The organism is Klebsiella sp. CSG-1 (assembly GCF_056521145.1).
Genome location: NZ_JBWNLD010000002.1, coordinates 643,667 through 660,619, shown reverse-complemented (window position 1 = coordinate 660,619; position 16,953 = coordinate 643,667). Strand labels below are relative to the sequence as shown.

The 16,953-nt window shown below is 57.6% G+C and carries 16 protein-coding genes; 14 read left to right on the top strand and 2 right to left on the bottom strand.

What is annotated here, in order from left to right; translation table 11 throughout:
* Positions 1-76: 76 nt before the first annotated feature.
* The gene (gene pdxR, locus AC007G_RS07710) at positions 77-1,447 is read right to left on the bottom strand and encodes a MocR-like pyridoxine biosynthesis transcription factor PdxR (protein WP_180888904.1); all 1,371 of its coding nucleotides are present in this window, start codon (positions 1,445-1,447) and stop codon (positions 77-79) included.
* A 111-nt stretch (positions 1,448-1,558) separates the two neighbouring features.
* Here pdxR and AC007G_RS07705 point away from each other — a divergent pair, with 111 nt between their 5' ends.
* The 14 genes from AC007G_RS07705 to leuA all read left to right on the top strand — a co-directional run bounded on the left by AC007G_RS07705 (position 1,559) and on the right by leuA (position 16,163).
* Entirely contained in the window at positions 1,559-1,990 is a 432-nt protein-coding gene (locus tag AC007G_RS07705) for a carboxymuconolactone decarboxylase family protein (RefSeq protein ID WP_032691027.1), read from the top strand.
* Between the two features lie 183 nt (positions 1,991-2,173).
* Positions 2,174-2,416, top strand: coding sequence for a glutaredoxin-like protein NrdH (gene nrdH, locus AC007G_RS07700; RefSeq protein ID WP_004866773.1), 243 nt, complete (start codon positions 2,174-2,176; stop codon positions 2,414-2,416).
* The gene (nrdI, locus tag AC007G_RS07695) at positions 2,413-2,823 is read left to right on the top strand and encodes a class Ib ribonucleoside-diphosphate reductase assembly flavoprotein NrdI (RefSeq protein WP_032691026.1); all 411 of its coding nucleotides are present in this window, start codon (positions 2,413-2,415) and stop codon (positions 2,821-2,823) included. Before nrdH ends, nrdI begins: the two co-directional genes overlap by 4 nt.
* Positions 2,796-4,940: a class 1b ribonucleoside-diphosphate reductase subunit alpha gene (nrdE, locus tag AC007G_RS07690; protein ID WP_180888903.1), complete on the top strand. Its 2,145-nt coding sequence runs from the start codon at positions 2,796-2,798 to the stop codon at positions 4,938-4,940. Before nrdI ends, nrdE begins: the two co-directional genes overlap by 28 nt.
* 10 nt (positions 4,941-4,950) lie before the next feature.
* Positions 4,951-5,913, top strand: coding sequence for a class 1b ribonucleoside-diphosphate reductase subunit beta (gene nrdF, locus AC007G_RS07685; protein ID WP_032691024.1), 963 nt, complete (start codon positions 4,951-4,953; stop codon positions 5,911-5,913).
* Positions 5,914-6,269: 356 nt separating this feature from the next.
* Entirely contained in the window at positions 6,270-7,472 is a 1,203-nt protein-coding gene (gene proV / locus AC007G_RS07680; RefSeq protein ID WP_004866784.1) for a glycine betaine/L-proline ABC transporter ATP-binding protein ProV, read from the top strand.
* On the top strand, positions 7,465-8,529 hold the full coding sequence (gene proW, locus AC007G_RS07675; protein ID WP_032691023.1) for a glycine betaine/L-proline ABC transporter permease ProW: 1,065 nt from the start codon (positions 7,465-7,467) through the stop codon (positions 8,527-8,529). Before proV ends, proW begins: the two co-directional genes overlap by 8 nt.
* Before the next feature lie 71 nt (positions 8,530-8,600).
* The gene (gene proX / locus AC007G_RS07670) at positions 8,601-9,599 is read left to right on the top strand and encodes a glycine betaine/L-proline ABC transporter substrate-binding protein ProX (protein ID WP_004866790.1); all 999 of its coding nucleotides are present in this window, start codon (positions 8,601-8,603) and stop codon (positions 9,597-9,599) included.
* 209 nt (positions 9,600-9,808) lie between these two features.
* Positions 9,809-10,537 (top strand): AzlC family ABC transporter permease, encoded by a 729-nt coding sequence (locus tag AC007G_RS07665; RefSeq protein ID WP_032691022.1) that lies wholly within the window; start codon positions 9,809-9,811, stop codon positions 10,535-10,537.
* The gene (gene ygaH / locus AC007G_RS07660) at positions 10,527-10,868 is read left to right on the top strand and encodes an L-valine transporter subunit YgaH (RefSeq protein WP_032696787.1); all 342 of its coding nucleotides are present in this window, start codon (positions 10,527-10,529) and stop codon (positions 10,866-10,868) included. The genes AC007G_RS07665 and ygaH overlap by 11 nt, the downstream gene beginning before the upstream one ends.
* An 84-nt stretch (positions 10,869-10,952) precedes the next feature.
* On the top strand, positions 10,953-11,483 hold the full coding sequence (gene mprA, locus AC007G_RS07655; RefSeq protein WP_004866799.1) for a transcriptional repressor MprA: 531 nt from the start codon (positions 10,953-10,955) through the stop codon (positions 11,481-11,483).
* 130 nt (positions 11,484-11,613) lie between these two features.
* Positions 11,614-12,786: a multidrug efflux MFS transporter periplasmic adaptor subunit EmrA gene (gene emrA, locus AC007G_RS07650; RefSeq protein ID WP_032691020.1), complete on the top strand. Its 1,173-nt coding sequence runs from the start codon at positions 11,614-11,616 to the stop codon at positions 12,784-12,786.
* 15 nt (positions 12,787-12,801) lie between these two features.
* Positions 12,802-14,340, top strand: coding sequence for a multidrug efflux MFS transporter permease subunit EmrB (gene emrB, locus AC007G_RS07645; protein ID WP_032691019.1), 1,539 nt, complete (start codon positions 12,802-12,804; stop codon positions 14,338-14,340).
* Positions 14,341-14,486: 146 nt separating this feature from the next.
* Positions 14,487-16,163, top strand: a complete 1,677-nt coding sequence (leuA, locus tag AC007G_RS07640) for a 2-isopropylmalate synthase (protein ID WP_133960184.1) — start codon at positions 14,487-14,489, stop codon at positions 16,161-16,163.
* On the opposite strand, the gene AC007G_RS07635 is transcribed toward leuA, so the two are convergent.
* Positions 16,142-16,909: an AraC family transcriptional regulator gene (locus tag AC007G_RS07635; RefSeq protein ID WP_032691017.1), complete on the bottom strand. Its 768-nt coding sequence runs from the start codon at positions 16,907-16,909 to the stop codon at positions 16,142-16,144. The two genes, leuA and AC007G_RS07635, sit on opposite strands and share 22 nt — an antisense overlap.
* Positions 16,910-16,953 lie beyond the last annotated feature (44 nt).

Genomic DNA, 16,953 nt, shown 5'->3' with positions numbered 1-16,953 from the left:
TCTGGCCCAGGGGCTTTTTGTTGTCTTAGCGCATATTGACGTGAATCGCTACTTTAGGGATGACCTGAATCCTCAGTCAGCGGCTGTATCTATCAGCCGAAAACAGCGCTACTTTGAGTAGACGCACCGCCTCCGTTGCCATCGCCATCGATGTCAGATTGGTAAAGCTCACCAGCAGTCCCCCTTCGCCGCGGCTTTGCATACGCCAGTCGCTCAGCGCCTGTACCGACAGTCCGGCCTGTCGGGCTTTCACAGCCAGCGCCCGATCGTCACCGTTCACCGTAATAACCAGCTGAATTCCCCCCAGCTGAGGGACGACGCTAAACCCCTGCGCCAACAGCGCGGACTCCAGCCACTGACGGCGCTGCGCATAGCAGGTACGCATTTTCTTCAGATGACGCCAGAAATGGCCTTCGTGGATAAAGTCAGCCAGCGTCTGCTGCCACAGCGTCGGTACGCTACAGCTCATCAATTCGGCCTGCTGGCGAAAGGCAGCGACCTGCGGGAGCGGTACCACCAGCCAGGCGGCGCGTAATGCCGGAAACAGCGATTTACTGAAGCTGCTGGCGTAAATCACCCGCTGCGGGGCATCAAGACTTTTCAGCGGCGGCAGCGGCTTCCCGCGATAGCGAAATTCGCTATCGTAATCATCTTCAATAATCCAGGCGTCGTGTCGGGCAGCCCATGCCAGCAGCTGCCTGCGTCGGGACAGCGACAGCGCAACGCCCAGCGGACTCTGGTGCGCGGGAGTCAGAAGCGCGAAATGCGCATCGGGGTAATGGCGTTGCGCCCACGCCACATCCATCCCCTCTTCATCAACGGGAACCGGATCGATAACCCCTCCTTCCCCGGTTATCACCGGTCGAATCAGCGGGAAACCAGGATCCTCCATCCACATATGCTGACCTGGCTGCGCCAGAGTGCGGAGCAGCAGCCGCATGGAAGCAGCATAGTTGCCGGTCACCAGCACCTGTTCGGGCAGGCATTCAATACTGCGGGAAAGACGCAGATAATCGACAATGGCCCGACGCAGGATCATCTCGCCGCACGGATCGCCTGGCGCCAGGTCAAAACGCGTTTGCGTTCGCAGTCGCCGCCCCATCACCCGCGCCCACAGGCCGCGGGGAAAAAGATCCAGCGCCGGCAGCCCCAGCTGAAACGGCTGCGGCGCCGTCGGCGCAATGTCCGTCGGGCGACGCGCCGGTTCCCCCCGCAGCGGACTCAGACGCTCGCTGACAAAGGTGCCCGCCTGCCCTCGTCGCTCCAGCCAGCCCTGGGCCACCAGCTCACCCCAGGCATTCTCCACGGTTGCGCGGGAGACGCCCAGCTCCTGGGCATAAACCCGGCTGGCGGGCAGGCGGCTACCGGGCGCGAGTTCGCCGTGTTCAATCGCAGACTTGAGCTGTCTGGCAATGCGCTGATAGTGGGGGACTTTTTTGATTTCCATTATGGTCTGCTTTTTTCATTAAAATATGGCTATCTTTTGCAGTCCATTATAGTGCTATTTTGCTGCGGTCTTAGAACCCATTCCCCGCGGTTCATCATTGAGGAAAACATCATGAGCACACTCCGTCAGCCCTATAACGAACTGAGTCCGGAAGTCTATAACGCGCTGGTGCAGGCCAAGATTGCGCTGGAAAAAAGTGAGCTGGACGGCGCCCTGCTGGAACTGGTTTACCTGCGGGTATCACAGATTAATGGCTGCGCTTTCTGTCTGGAAATGCACAGTAAAGCGCTGCGTAAATCCGGCGTGGCGCAGACTAAACTGGATGCGCTGGCCGGCTGGCGGGTAAGCGGGCATTTCAGCGCCGCGGAACAGGCGGCGCTGGCCTGGGCGGAATCGGTGACGCATATTGCCAGCACCCATGCAGAAGATGACGTTTACCTGCCGCTGCTGGAACATTTCAGCGCCCGTCAGATCAGCGATTTGACCTTCGCCATCAGCCTGATGAACGCCTTTAACCGCCTTGCCGTCAGCATGCGTCAGTAATTTCAGACCACGCGCCCTCCCCCTCGCCGGATTGGCCGGTGAGGGCATCACTTATCTAAAAACGCTATATATTGCGTGGTTGAACTTTTAGATAACTACATCTAGTATTTCCTGAACAGTTAACCGATAGCGACCGTCGCACTTTTTTGCGCCGTCCTGTTATCTTAAATGGAAATACGAATCATGCGCATTACTATTTACACTAAAAATGACTGCGTCCAGTGCCATGCCACTAAGCGGGCAATGGAAAGCCGCGGATTTGCCTTCGAGATGGTGAATGTCGAGCATCATCCGGACGCCGCTGACATGCTGCGCGAACAGGGCTTTCGTCAGCTGCCGGTCGTGATAGCCGGTGAAACCCGCTGGTCCGGTTTTCGCCCGGATATGATTAACCGTCTGCGCCCCGAACCGGTGGCCAACGCATGAGCCTGATCGTCTACTTCTCCAGCAGTTCCGAAAATACGCATCGGTTCGTCCAGCGTCTGGGGCTGCCCGCGGTGCGCATTCCGCTTAACGAGCGGGAGCGCATCCAGGTAGACGCCCCCTACATTCTCATTGTCCCCAGCTACGGCGGCGGCGGCACCGCTGGCGCGGTGCCCCGGCAGGCGATCCGCTTTTTAAACGACCCGCATAACCGCCAGCGGATACGCGGCGTGATTGCCGCCGGTAACCGTAACTTCGGCGACGCCTACGGCCGGGCCGGCGACGTCATCGCACAAAAGTGCGGCGTACCGTATCTGTATCGCTTTGAGCTGATGGGCACCCCAACCGATGTCGATAACGTGCGTAAAGGAGTAAGCGAATTTTGGCAACGACAACCGCAGAACGTCTAACCACCGGAGCGGCGGATTTCCACGCCCTCAACGCGATGCTGAATTTGTACGACAGCAATGGCCGTATTCCGTTTGAAAAAGACCACCAGGCGGTAGACGCCTTTATGGCGACGCACGTGCTGCCCCATACCGTCTCTTTCACCACGCAGAATGAAAAACTGGAATGGCTGATCGCCGAAGGCTATTACGATGCCAGCGTGCTGGCACGCTACGATCGTCGTTTTGTGCTGGCGCTGTTTGACCACGCGCACGGCGACCCGTTCCGCTTCCGAACCTTTCTCGGCGCCTGGAAATTCTATACCAGCTATACGCTGAAGACCTTTGACGGCAAACGCTACCTTGAGCATTTTGCCGATCGCACCTGTATGGTCGCCCTCACCCTCGCGCAGGGGGATGAAACCCTGGCCCGGCAGTTGACCGATGAGATCCTCAGCGGGCGCTTCCAGCCGGCGACCCCCACCTTCCTCAATGCCGGGAAGCAGCAGCGCGGCGAGCTGGTCTCCTGCTTCCTGTTGCGTATCGAAGACAATATGGAATCGATCGGTCGGGCGGTAAACTCGGCATTACAGCTGTCAAAACGCGGCGGCGGCGTGGCGTTTTTGCTCTCTAATCTGCGTGAAGCCGGCGCCCCGATTAAGCGCATTGAAAATCAATCTTCCGGCGTAGTGCCGGTGATGAAGATGCTCGAGGATGCTTTCTCCTACGCCAATCAGCTTGGTGCGCGCCAGGGGGCCGGGGCGGTCTACCTGCACGCCCATCACCCGGATATTCTGCGTTTTCTGGACACCAAACGGGAAAACGCCGACGAGAAAATTCGCATCAAAACCCTGTCGCTTGGGGTCGTCATCGCGGACATTACCTTCCAGCTGGCAAAAGACGACGCCCAGATGGCGCTGTTCTCACCCTATGACGTCGAGCGCCTGTACGGTAAGCCGTTTGGCGATATCGCCATCAGCGAGATGTATGCGCAACTGGTCGCCGACGAGCGGGTCCGCAAACGCTGGATCCGCGCCCGCGATCTGTTCCAGCGGCTGGCGGAAATTCAGTTCGAATCCGGCTATCCCTACATCATGTTTGAAGATACCGTCAACCGCGCCAACCCGATTGCCGGGCGCATTAACATGAGTAACCTGTGCTCGGAAATTTTGCAGGTCAACACCCCGTCGACCTTTGATGAAAATCTGGATTATGCCAGCGTAGGCCAGGATATCTCCTGCAACCTGGGGTCGCTGAACATTGCTCATACCATGGATTCGCCAGATTTTGCCCGCACGGTCGAGGTGGCGGTGCGCGGCCTGACGGCAGTCTCTGACATGAGCGACATTCGCTCGGTGCCATCGGTGGCGGCGGGCAATGCCGCCTCCCATGCCATCGGTCTTGGCCAGATGAACCTGCACGGCTATCTGGCCCGGGAAGGCATCACCTACGGCAGTCCGGAAGGGCTGGACTTTACCAACTTCTATTTTTATACCGTCACCTGGCACGCGCTGCACACCTCGATGCAGATAGCCCGCGAGCGCGGTGAGCATTTTGCCGGATTTGAACAATCGCGCTATGCCAGCGGCGAATACTTCGAACGCTATTTGCAGGGTGACTGGCAGCCGAAAACGGCAAAAGTCCGCGCGCTCTTCGCCCACGCCGGCATCCGCCTGCCCGACCGCGACATGTGGCTGAAGCTCCGCGCTGACGTCATGCGCTACGGTATCTATAACCGTAATTTGCAGGCCATCCCGCCTACCGGATCTATCTCCTATATCAACCATGCGACCTCGAGCATCCACCCGATTGTCTCAAAGATAGAGATCCGTAAAGAGGGAAAAACCGGGCGGGTTTACTACCCCGCGCCATTTATGACCAATGACAATCTGGCGCTCTATCAGGATGCCTGGGAAATCGGCCCGCAAAAGATTATCGACACCTATGCCGAAGCCACGCGGCACGTCGATCAGGGGCTATCGCTGACGCTCTTTTTCCCCGATACCGCCACCACCCGCGATATCAATAAGGCGCAAATCTACGCGTGGAAGAAGGGCATCAAGACACTGTATTACATCCGTCTGCGCCAGCTGGCGCTGGAAGGTACCGAAATCGAAGGCTGCGTGTCCTGCGCGCTGTAAGGAGAACAGGATGACCCATTTAACGCGTATTCGCGCTATTAACTGGAACAACATTGAGGACGATAAGGATCTGGAGGTCTGGAACCGTCTGACCAGCAACTTCTGGCTGCCGGAGAAAGTACCGCTGTCCAACGACATTCCCGCCTGGCAGACGCTGACGGCAGTGGAACAGCAGCTCACCATTCGCGTGTTCACCGGACTGACGCTGCTCGATACGATTCAGAATACCATCGGCGCGCCGGCGCTGATGGCGGATGCGCTGACCGCGCACGAAGAGGCGGTGCTCTCCAACATCAGCTTTATGGAGGCGGTGCATGCCCGCTCCTACAGCTCAATTTTCTCCACCTTGTGCCAGAGCAAAGATGTCGATGCCGCCTATGCATGGAGCGAAGAGAACGCACCGCTCCAGCACAAAGCCCGGCTGATGCTGGAGTATTATCAGGCGGATAATCCGCTGAAGAAGAAAATCGCCAGCGTGTTTCTCGAATCCTTCCTCTTCTATTCCGGATTCTGGTTGCCGATGTATTTTTCAAGCCGCGGTAAAATGACCAATACCGCCGACCTGATTCGCTTGATTATCCGCGATGAAGCGGTGCACGGGTATTACATCGGCTACAAGTACCAAAAGGGGCTGGAAAACATCGCGGCCGACGAGCGGGAACAGCTGAAGAATTTCGCCCTCGATCTGCTGATGGATTTATACGATAACGAACTGGCCTACACCCGGGATCTGTACGCCGACAGCGGCTGGATTGAGGAGGTGAACGCCTTCCTGTGTTACAACGCCAACAAAGCGCTGATGAACCTGGGCTACGAGGCGCTGTTTCCGGCAGAGATGGCGGCGGTCAACCCGGCGATTCTGGCGGCGCTTTCGCCAAACGCCGATGAAAATCATGACTTTTTCTCCGGCTCCGGTTCCTCGTATGTAATGGGCAAAACGGAAGAAACCGCCGACGACGATTGGGATTTTTAACCTTACTTTCACCAGGAAAATATTGCCCGGTTTCCTGGTGATCTATTTCACATTATTAACTTTTATCACACAAAAAAAACCACATGATATTTCACTGACATTCTGCCGGAATATTAAGCAAGAATCGCGTGGTTCACCAATTATTCTCCTGTCATCTGTAAAAAATATTACCTGCTGATCATCAACGCTCAGCCCTTCTATCATGGGGAATACGCCGCAGTGCCCTCCTCTCATTTCGATGCCAATGGGACATTGAGGGTTGTCACAGAATCTGAGTATGTTAGGGTGTAAAAAGGTAATTATCTCCACCAGGTACTATATTGACATAATACAAATAACAGGAAACTCTCTATTGCATGGCAATTAAATTAGAAATTAAGAATCTCTATAAGATATTTGGCGAGCATCCACAGCGAGCGTTCAAATATATTGAAAAAGGATTTACCAAAGAACAACTACTGGAAAAAACGGGACTTTCGCTTGGCGTAAAAGACGCCAGTCTGACCATTGAAGAAGGCGAGATATTCGTCATCATGGGGCTTTCCGGCTCAGGAAAATCCACCATGGTTCGCCTTCTCAATCGCCTGATTGAACCCACCCGCGGGCAGGTGCTGATAGATGGCGTCGATATCGCCAAAATCTCAGAAGCCGAGCTGCGTGAGGTGCGCAGAAAAAAGATCGCTATGGTATTTCAGTCATTTGCGCTGATGCCGCATATGACCGTGCTCGACAATGCCGCCTTTGGTATGGAGCTGGCGGGTATGTCGACCCAGGAGCGCCAGCAGAAAGCGCTGGAGGCGCTGCGTCAGGTCGGCCTGGAGAATTACGCGCATGCTTACCCGGATGAGCTCTCCGGCGGAATGCGCCAGCGCGTCGGCCTCGCCCGCGCGCTGGCCATCAACCCTGATATCCTATTAATGGACGAAGCCTTCTCCGCCCTTGACCCATTAATTCGTACCGAAATGCAGGATGAGCTGACAAAATTACAGGCGAAACATCAGCGTACCGTGGTCTTTATTTCCCACGATCTTGATGAAGCCATGCGCATTGGCGATCGGATTGCCATCATGCAAAATGGCGAAGTGATTCAGGTTGGTACCCCGGATGAAATACTGAATAATCCCGCCAATGATTATGTCAAAACCTTCTTCCGCGGTGTCGATATTAGCCAGGTGTTCAGCGCTAAAGATATTGCCCGTCGAAGCCCGGTGGGCTTAATTCGTAAAACGCCAGGTTTCGGCCCGCGTTCGGCATTGAAATTATTGCAGGACGAAGACCGCGAATATGGTTATGTGATTGAACGTGGTAATAAGTTTGTCGGTATTGTCTCTATTGATTCACTGAAATCCGCCTTGAGCGAAGGTCAGGGAATTGATGCGGCGTTACTCGCATCCCCGCAGGCGGTAGATGCGCAAACGTCGCTCAGCGACCTGCTCTCCCACGTCGGCCAGGCACCGTGCGCGGTTCCGGTTGTGGATGAAGGGCACCAGTACATCGGCATTATTTCTAAAGGAATGCTGCTGAAGGCTTTAGATCGCGAGGGGGCAAACAATGGCTGATCAATCTAACCCGTGGGATACCGCGCCGGCGGCGGATAGCGCTGCACAATCTGCCGATGCCTGGGGCACTCCGGCATCCGCACCGACCGATGGCGGCGGTGCGGACTGGCTAAACAGCGCGCCGGCGCCGCAGGCGGAACATTTCAACATCATGGATCCGTTTCATAAAACGCTGATCCCGCTCGACAGCTGGGTAACGCACGGTATCGACTGGATCGTGGTGCACTTCCGCCCGCTGTTCCAGGGCATCCGTGTGCCGGTGGACTATATCCTCAGCGCTTTCCAGCAGCTGTTATTAGGCATGCCGGCACCGGTTGCCATTGTGCTGTTTGCCCTTATCGCCTGGCAAATTTCCAGCGTGGGGATGGGCGTGGCAACGCTGATCTCGCTGGTTGCGATCGGCGCCATCGGCGCCTGGTCGCAGGCGATGGTGACCCTGGCACTGGTCCTGACCGCACTGCTGTTCTGTATGCTGATCGGCCTGCCGCTGGGGATCTGGCTGGCGCGTAGCCCACGGGCGGCGAAAATTATCCGTCCGCTGCTGGATGCCATGCAGACAACGCCGGCGTTCGTCTACCTGGTGCCGATTGTCATGCTGTTCGGGATTGGTAACGTTCCAGGCGTGGTGGTGACCATTATCTTCGCCCTGCCGCCTATCGTCCGTTTGACCATCCTCGGGATTAACCAGGTACCCGCGGATCTGATTGAGGCTTCGCGCTCATTCGGCGCCAGCCCGCGTCAGCTGCTCTTTAAAGTGCAGCTCCCGCTGGCGATGCCGACCATCATGGCCGGGGTTAACCAGACGCTGATGCTGGCGCTGTCAATGGTGGTGATCGCCTCGATGATCGCCGTGGGCGGCCTTGGTCAGATGGTCCTGCGCGGGATCGGCCGCCTCGATATGGGGCTGGCGAGCGTCGGCGGCGTCGGGATCGTCATTCTGGCGATTATTCTCGACCGTCTGACCCAGGCCGTTGGCCGCGATTCCCGCAGCCGCGGCAACCGTCGCTGGTACGCAACCGGTCCTCTGGGGCTCATTACCCGCCCTTTCTGTAAATAGACTTCTCATCGCCCGGCGGCACTGCACCTGCCGGGCCCGCAGCTCTCCCTTCTCATTGATAAGGAATAACGATGCGACATAACACGATTATTGCCACAACGTTTGCCACTCTGCTCGCCACCAGCGCTGCCTGGGCAGCCGACCTGCCGGGAAAAGGCATCACCGTCAAACCGATTCAAAGCACCATTACGGAAGAGACCTTCCAGACCCTGCTGGTAAGCCGCGCGCTGGAAAAACTGGGCTACACCGTCGATAAGCCCAGCGAAGTGGACTACAACGTTGGCTATACCTCGCTTGCCTCCGGCGACGCGACCTTCACCGCCGTCAACTGGCAGCCGCTGCACGACGATATGTACGCTGCCGCCGGTGGTGATAAAAGCTTCTATCGCGAAGGCGTTTTTGTTAACGGCGCGGCGCAGGGCTACCTGATCGACAAAAAAACCGCCGAACAGTACCACATCAAATCCATCGATCAGCTGAAAGATCCGAAAATCGCCAAACTGTTTGATACCAACGGCGACGGTAAAGCCGATCTCACTGGCTGTACGCCGGGCTGGGGCTGTGAAGCGGTAATTAATCATCAGATTGATGCTTATGGCCTGAGCAAAACGGTGGTGCACAACCAGGGGAATTATGCGGCGATGATGGCCGATACCATTGCCCGCTTTAAAGAAGGTAAGCCGGTTATCTACTACACCTGGACGCCGTACTGGGTCAGTGACGTGCTGAAGCCGGGCAAAGATGTGGTCTGGCTGCAGGTTCCGTTCTCCTCTCTGCCGGGCGTGCAGAAAAATATCGATACCAAACTGGCGAACGGCGCGAACTATGGCTTCCCGGTCAGCACGATGCACATCGTAGCGAACAAAGCCTGGGCTGAGAAAAACCCGGCGGCGGCAAAACTGTTTAGCATCATGAAGCTGCCGATTGCCGACATTAACGCCGAAAACGCCATGATGCATGAAGGTCACGCCTCAGAAGCGGATATTCAGGGTCACGTTGATGGCTGGATCAAAGCCCACCAGCAGCAGTTTGACGGCTGGGTGAAAGAAGCGCTGGCCGCGCAGAAGTAACCTTCCCTCAGCCCCGGATAGCGACGTGCAGTCCGGGTGCCTGATTGGCCACTCTGTTGCCCCGGCGCCGGCCGGGGCAACTTTCAGCCAGTCCCGTTCTCCCGGCGAGCACCGCTTAACAAGGTGTCAAAGCGCCCCGCTCTCTGCTAAGGTAACCTCACCTGTTCAATCATGTGATATTCACGTGAATTATCAATAAATAACGCGCTATGGAAAAACCTGCCCCTGCCAGTGAGGCCACGCTGTCTGAAGGGATTAAAGACAGTCTGCCGATTGTGATTAGCTACCTTCCCGTAGCCTTCGCCTTTGGCCTGAACGCCACCCGACTCGGCTTCACGCCGCTGGAAGGCCTGTTCTTTTCCTGCATCATCTACGCCGGCGCCAGCCAGTTCGTCATCACCGCGATGCTCGCCGCAGGCAGCTCGCTGTGGGTGGCGGCCCTCACCGTGATGGCGATGGATGTGCGTCACGTTCTGTACGGCCCTTCGCTCCGTAGCCGCATTCATCGCGCGCTGGATAAACGAAAAACCGCGCTCTGGGCTTTTGGTCTGACCGACGAAGTTTTCGCGGCGGCCACCGCCAGGCTGGTTCGCGACAACCGCCGCTGGAGCGAAAACTGGATGCTCGGCATCGCTTTCACCTCCTGGATATCATGGGTGTTCGGCACGCTGATCGGCGCCTACTCCGGTAGCGGCCTGCTGGTCGGTTTTCCGGCGGTGGAGGCCGCGCTGAGCTTTATGCTACCCGCGCTGTTTATGAGCTTCTTACTGGCCTCGTTCCAGCGTAAACAGTCTCTTAGCGTGACGGCCGCCCTGGCGGGTGCGCTGGGCGGCATTATTCTGTTCTCTATTCCAGCGGCCATCCTCGCCGGGATTGTCTGCGGCTGTCTGGCCGCGCTGATTCAGGCCAGCATTCAGGGGATGCCCGATGAACAATAACGTGCTGATTATCGGGATAGTGGTCGGCTGCGTGAACTATCTGTTTCGCTATCTGCCGCTGCGCCTGCGCGCAGGAAACGCGCGCCCGACGCGTCGCGGTCCGCTCAGCGTGCTGCTCGATACCATCGGCATCGCTTCTATCTGCGCCCTGCTGATCGTCTCCAGCGTGCCGGAAATCCTCAGCGATTCCAGACGGCTGCTGCCTACGTTGGTTGGATTCACGGCGCTGGGACTGGCGTTCTGGAAGACGCGCAGCATTATTATGCCCACGCTGCTGAGCGCGTTGGCCTATGGAATAGCATGGAAAATCACCACTTTTTTATACTTTTAAAGTATCAATTTTAGTCAATAATTGATTTGATTTATTTGTCACAATAGTTATTATATCGGCTGTAATTAATGAGGTCATACCCAAATGGATAGTTCGTTTACTCCCATTGAGCAAATGCTCAAGTTCCGCGCCAGCCGTCACGAAGATTTCCCTTTCCAGGAGATTCTGCTCACCCGCCTCTGTATGCACATGCAAGGTAAGCTACTGGAAAACCGCAATAAGATGCTGAAAGCGCAGGGGATTAACGAGACATTGTTTATGGCGCTGATCACCCTGGAGTCTCAGGAAAACCACAGCATTCAGCCCTCCGAGCTGAGCTGCGCGCTGGGATCGTCACGCACCAACGCAACCCGTATTGCCGATGAACTGGAAAAACGCGGCTGGATTGAGCGTCGCGAAAGCGACAACGATCGTCGCTGCCTGCATCTGCAACTCACCGACAAAGGTCATCAGTTTTTACGCGAAGTTTTACCGCCGCAGCACAACTGCCTGCATCAGCTCTGGTCTTCCCTGAGTACCAGCGAGAAAGACCAACTCGAGCACATCACCCGCAAACTGCTTAGCCGCCTTGACCAGATGGAAGAGGATGGCGTACTGGCGGAGTCGCTGCGCTAAGCGCGGGAACTGCTCAAAACTTTTTCTGGATTGACAAGGAAAAACAGACAGGCCAGCAGATCATCTGCTGGCCTGTCTGATAAACAGGTCGGCTCAGCCGATGTGAAATAATAAGATCGTGGAGAATAACATGAGCGCAAATGCGGAGAGCCAAACCCCGCAGCAACCGGACAGCAAGAAGGGCAAACGCAAAGGCGCCCTTCTGCTACTGACATTGCTCTTTATTATTATTGCCGTGGCATACGGAATTTATTGGTTTTTGGTACTGCGTCATTATGAAGAAACCGATGACGCTTACGTGGCAGGGAACCAGGTGCAAATCATGGCGCAGGTGTCCGGCAGCGTGACGAAAGTCTGGGCCGACAACACCGATTTCGTGCAGCAAGGCGATCCGCTGGTCACTCTTGACCAGACCGATGCCCAGCAGGCATTTGAAAAAGCGAAAACCCAACTGGCCGCCAGCGTTCGCCAGACGCGTCAGCAGATGATCAACAGCAAACAGCTGCAGGCGAATATCGACGTCAAGAAAACCGCGCTCTCTCAGGCACAGACCGACCTCAACCGTCGTATCCCGCTGGGCGCCGCCAACCTGATTGGCCGCGAAGAGCTGCAGCACGCTCGCGATACCGTCGCCAGCGCCCAGGCCGAGCTGGATGTCGCTATTCAGCAATTCAACGCCAACCAGGCTATCGTGCTGAATACCCGCCTGGAGCAGCAGCCGGCGGTTCTGCAGGCGGCGACGGATGTCCGTAACGCCTGGCTTGCGCTGCAGCGTACGCAAATCGTCAGCCCGATTAGCGGCTACGTTTCCCGTCGTGCCGTGCAGCCAGGCGCCCAGATTAGCCCGACCACGCCGCTGATGGCGGTGGTGCCGGCCACCAATCTGTGGATCGACGCCAACTTTAAAGAGACCCAGCTGGCGCATATGCGCATCGGCCAGGAAGCGACCGTCATCAGTGATATTTACGGCGATGATGTGAAGTACACCGGCAAGGTCGTCGGGCTGGATATGGGGACCGGCAGCGCGTTCTCACTGCTGCCGGCACAAAATGCCACCGGTAACTGGATCAAAGTGGTCCAGCGTCTGCCGGTACGTATTGAGCTCGATGCCAAACAGCTGGCTGAACATCCGCTGCGTATTGGGCTTTCAACGCTGGTTGAGGTGAACACCACCAACCGCGACGGCGAAATGCTGGCTAACCAGACGCGCAAATCTCCGGTTTATGAAAGCAATGCCCGTGAAATCGCCCTTGAGCCGGTGAACAAACTGATCGACGGTATCATCCAGGCTAACGCGGGATAATTCGGAGTGAGCGTAATGCAACAGCAAAAACCGCTGGAAGGCGCGCAGCTGGTCATCATGACCATTGCGCTGTCGCTTGCGACCTTCATGCAGGTGCTGGACTCCACTATCGCCAACGTGGCCATTCCGACCATTGCCGGGAACCTTGGCTCATCGTTGAGCCAGGGGACCTGGGTTATCACCTCCTTCGGGGTGGCGAATGCCATCTCAATTCCGATCACCGGCTGGCTGGCAAAACGCGTCGGGGAAGTGAAGCTGTTCCTGTGGTCGACGGTGGCGTTCGCCATCGCCTCCTGGGCCTGCGGGATGTCCAACAGCCTGACGATGCTGATTTTCTTCCGCGTGATTCAGGGGATCGTCGCCGGTCCGCTGATCCCGCTGTCGCAAAGTCTGCTGCTCAGCAACTATCCGCCGGCCAAACGCTCTATCGCGCTGGCGCTGTGGTCGATGACGGTGATCGTCGCGCCGATTTGTGGCCCTATTCTCGGCGGCTATATCAGCGACAACTACCACTGGGGCTGGATCTTCTTCATCAACGTGCCGATCGGCATTGCGGTCGTGGTGATGACGCTGCAAACCCTGCGCAGCCGCGAAACCCGTACCGAACAGCGGCGGATTGACGGCGTTGGCCTGGCGCTGTTGGTGATCGGTATCGGCAGCCTGCAGGTGATGCTTGACCGCGGTAAAGAGCTGGACTGGTTCGCCTCCAACGAGATTATCGTGCTGACAATCGTGGCGGTGATCGCCATCAGTTTCCTGATCGTCTGGGAGCTGACCGACGACAACCCCATCGTCGACCTCTCGCTCTTTAAGTCGCGAAACTTCACCATTGGCTGCCTGTGTATCAGCCTCGCCTATATGCTCTACTTCGGCGCTATCGTGCTGCTGCCGCAGCTGCTGCAGGAGGTCTACGGCTATACCGCCACCTGGGCCGGTCTGGCTTCCGCGCCGGTGGGGGTTATTCCGGTGATCCTGTCGCCGATTATCGGTCGCTTTGCCCATAAGCTCGATATGCGCCGGCTGGTGACCTTCAGCTTCATCATGTACGCAGTGTGCTTCTACTGGCGCGCCTGGACCTTCGAGCCTGGCATGGACTTCGGCGCCTCGGCGTGGCCGCAGTTTATCCAGGGCTTTGCGGTGGCCTGCTTCTTTATGCCGCTGACCACCATCACCCTGTCCGGCCTGCCGCCGGAACGGCTGGCGGCGGCATCAAGCCTGTCGAACTTCACCCGTACGCTGGCAGGGTCAATAGGCACCTCGATTACCACCACCATGTGGACTAACCGCGAGGCGCTGCACCATGCGCAGCTCACCGAGTCGGTGACGCCCTATAATCCCAACGCCCAGCAGATGTATGACCAGCTGCAGGGATTAGGGATGACTCAACAGCAGGCGTCCGGCTGGATAGCGCAGCAGATAACTAACCAGGGGCTGATTATCTCCGCCAACGAAATTTTCTGGTTCTCGGCGGCGATATTTATCCTTCTGCTGGGGCTGGTGTGGTTTGCCAGACCGCCGTTTAGCGCCGGGGGCGGCGGCGGCGGCGCGCACTAAGGTTTGACCTGAAGGGATCTGCGGATCCCTTTTTTATTGCCGGTTCTACGCCAACCTTGTCCAGTTCTCGCTAGTTTCTGTCCAGTTTGCTAAAGCAGCCCGCTCTGCGCTTCGGCAGGATAAAGATCCGACACAAGGAGAGAACTATGCTGACAAATCCCGGTGAAAAATATCGCCCCTGGCCGCCCATTTCCCTGCCCGACCGCCGCTGGCCGGACAACCCGATAACCCACGCACCGCGCTGGCTCTCTACCGACCTGCGCGACGGCAATCAGGCGCTAGCCGAACCGATGGACAGCGCACGTAAGCTGCAGTTTTGGGAGCTGCTGCTGGAGTGCGGATTTAAAGAGATTGAAGTCGCCTTCCCCTCGGCATCGCAGACCGACTTCAACTTCGTCCGTCAGCTGATTGAGGAACGGCGCATTCCAGAAGATGTCACCATCCAGGTGCTGACCCAGGCGCGAGAAGATCTTATCCTGCGGACCTTTGAATCGCTGCGCGGCGCCCATTGCGCCACTGTCCATCTGTACAACGCCACCGCTCCGCTGTTCCGCAAGCTGGTTTTCGGGATGGATAAATCACAGGTCATTGAGCTGGCCACCCGCGCCACTCGCTTGATTCGCCAGCAGTGCGAAGAGCAGCCGCAGACCCGCTGGCAGTATGAATACTCCCCGGAAACCTTCTGCTTTACCGAACCGGAATTTGCCCTGGCTATCTGCGAGGCGGTAGCGGATGTCTGGCAGCCCTGCGCACAACGACCGATGATTATCAACCTGCCCGCCACCGTCGAGGTCAGTACCCCGAACGTTTACGCTGACCAGATTGAGTTTTTCTGCCGCCATTTCTCCCGCCGGGCCGATGTCTGCATTAGCGTTCATCCGCATAATGACCGGGGGACCGGCGTTGCCAGCGCGGAGCTGGCGGTGATGGCCGGCGCCGACCGCGTAGAAGGCTGTCTGTTCGGTAACGGCGAGCGTACCGGCAACGTCTGTCTGGTCACCCTGGCCATGAATCTCTACAGCCAGGGGATTACGCCGCGGCTCAGCTTCCCGGAGATGAAACGGGTAGTCGAAGTGGTGGAGAATTGCAATCAGCTGCCGGTTCACCCGCGCCATCCGTGGGCCGGCAGCCTCGCCTACACCGCCTTTTCCGGTTCTCATCAGGATGCCATTAAGAAGGGATTCGATGCCCGTCAGCCCGGCGATCGCTGGGAGATGCCCTACCTGCCCGTCGACCCGCAGGACATCGGCTGTAGCTATGAAGCGGTTATCCGCGTCAACAGCCAGTCCGGTAAGAGCGGCAGCGCCTGGTTAATCGAACAGAATCACGGACTGAAGCTGCCCCGCGCGCTGCAGCAAGATTTCAGCCTGCACGTTCAGCGAGAGACCGATACACATGGCAAAGAGATGACGCAGAATGCCCTCTGGCAGCTGTTCCGTTCCCGTTACGGGCTGGTTGCGCAACCGCCGCTGGCGCTGCTGGAGTATAAAACCGACAGCCGACAGGACGGCCAGCTTGCGTTGCAGGGGACGCTACGGGTCAACGGTGAGACGCGTCGTCTTCAGGCTCACGGTAATGGCCTGCTCTCCGCGGCCGCCAGCGGCCTCAGCGCGCTGCTGAAGCAAGCGTTCGTCATTAAGGACTATCACGAGCATACGCTCGGTGAACGCAGCGACAGCCGCTCAGTGGCCTATATTCGCTGTATTTTCCCCAATGGCGACAGCCGCTGGGGCGTTGGAATCGATAATGATGTGGCGCGCGCCTCATTGCAGGCGCTGTGTCATGCGGTCGGCGCAGATGCTCAAGCCGGCGGACGGAAGTAATCGCTGGGGGCGACGCCCATCACCCGACGAAACATCGCGCTGAAAGCGCTATGGCTGCCATAGCCCAAATCCAGCGCCACCCGCAGCACCGATTGTCCCTGCGCCAGGCGAACCAGCGCTTCCATCAGCTTCGCCCGGCGCACCCATTCACTCCAGGTGAGCGTGGTCTGCTGCTGGAAATGGCGGTTGAGCGTGCGTTCGCTCATATTGCTCTCTTTCGCCGCCTGCTGGCTGCTCCAGACTTCCCCTGGCATTTCCCGCACCTTGTGACATAAACGGCGCAGCGCCTCGCTCCGGGGCTCCAGCAGGCCAAACGGCAGCACCGTCATACCGCGAATCTCATCGAGAATGAGTTCATAAATGCGCTCGTCGCGACTGCCGGGTTCATAGCGCTCCGCCAGAGCCAGCGAGGAGACGATCAGCTCACGCAGCAGCGGCGTGATCTGCACGATCTGGCACGAGGACGGTAGATCGGCCCGGGCGAACGGATCGATAAACAGCGTACGGGCCGCGACCTGCCCGGTGATACGCAGCGCATGGGGCGTACCTGCCGGCAGCCAGACGCCGCGTCCGGGCGGGACGACCCAGTAGCCCACCGGCGTGTCAACCCGCACCACGCCGCTGAGGATATGCAGCAGCTGAGCGCAGTCATGCTGATGCCACGGTTCGCTATCACCGTGAGCGTAATCATGGGCAAACGGCACCAGGGCGCGGTATTGAAACGAGAAGGTTAAGGTCGTCGACATAGCGGCGCAGGAAGAGCGGCCCGGCGGAAATCGCCGGACCGACA

Coding starts and splice junctions, on each gene's coding strand:
- pdxR (WP_180888904.1), bottom strand. CDS start 1,447: ATGGAAATCAAAAAAGTCCCCCACTATCAGCGCATTGCCAGACAGCTC.
- AC007G_RS07705 (WP_032691027.1), top strand. CDS start 1,559: ATGAGCACACTCCGTCAGCCCTATAACGAACTGAGTCCGGAAGTCTAT.
- nrdH (WP_004866773.1), top strand. CDS start 2,174: ATGCGCATTACTATTTACACTAAAAATGACTGCGTCCAGTGCCATGCC.
- nrdI (WP_032691026.1), top strand. CDS start 2,413: ATGAGCCTGATCGTCTACTTCTCCAGCAGTTCCGAAAATACGCATCGG.
- nrdF (WP_032691024.1), top strand. CDS start 4,951: ATGACCCATTTAACGCGTATTCGCGCTATTAACTGGAACAACATTGAG.
- proV (WP_004866784.1), top strand. CDS start 6,270: ATGGCAATTAAATTAGAAATTAAGAATCTCTATAAGATATTTGGCGAG.
- proW (WP_032691023.1), top strand. CDS start 7,465: ATGGCTGATCAATCTAACCCGTGGGATACCGCGCCGGCGGCGGATAGC.
- proX (WP_004866790.1), top strand. CDS start 8,601: ATGCGACATAACACGATTATTGCCACAACGTTTGCCACTCTGCTCGCC.
- AC007G_RS07665 (WP_032691022.1), top strand. CDS start 9,809: ATGGAAAAACCTGCCCCTGCCAGTGAGGCCACGCTGTCTGAAGGGATT.
- ygaH (WP_032696787.1), top strand. CDS start 10,527: ATGAACAATAACGTGCTGATTATCGGGATAGTGGTCGGCTGCGTGAAC.
- mprA (WP_004866799.1), top strand. CDS start 10,953: ATGGATAGTTCGTTTACTCCCATTGAGCAAATGCTCAAGTTCCGCGCC.
- emrA (WP_032691020.1), top strand. CDS start 11,614: ATGAGCGCAAATGCGGAGAGCCAAACCCCGCAGCAACCGGACAGCAAG.
- emrB (WP_032691019.1), top strand. CDS start 12,802: ATGCAACAGCAAAAACCGCTGGAAGGCGCGCAGCTGGTCATCATGACC.
- leuA (WP_133960184.1), top strand. CDS start 14,487: ATGCTGACAAATCCCGGTGAAAAATATCGCCCCTGGCCGCCCATTTCC.
- AC007G_RS07635 (WP_032691017.1), bottom strand. CDS start 16,909: ATGTCGACGACCTTAACCTTCTCGTTTCAATACCGCGCCCTGGTGCCG.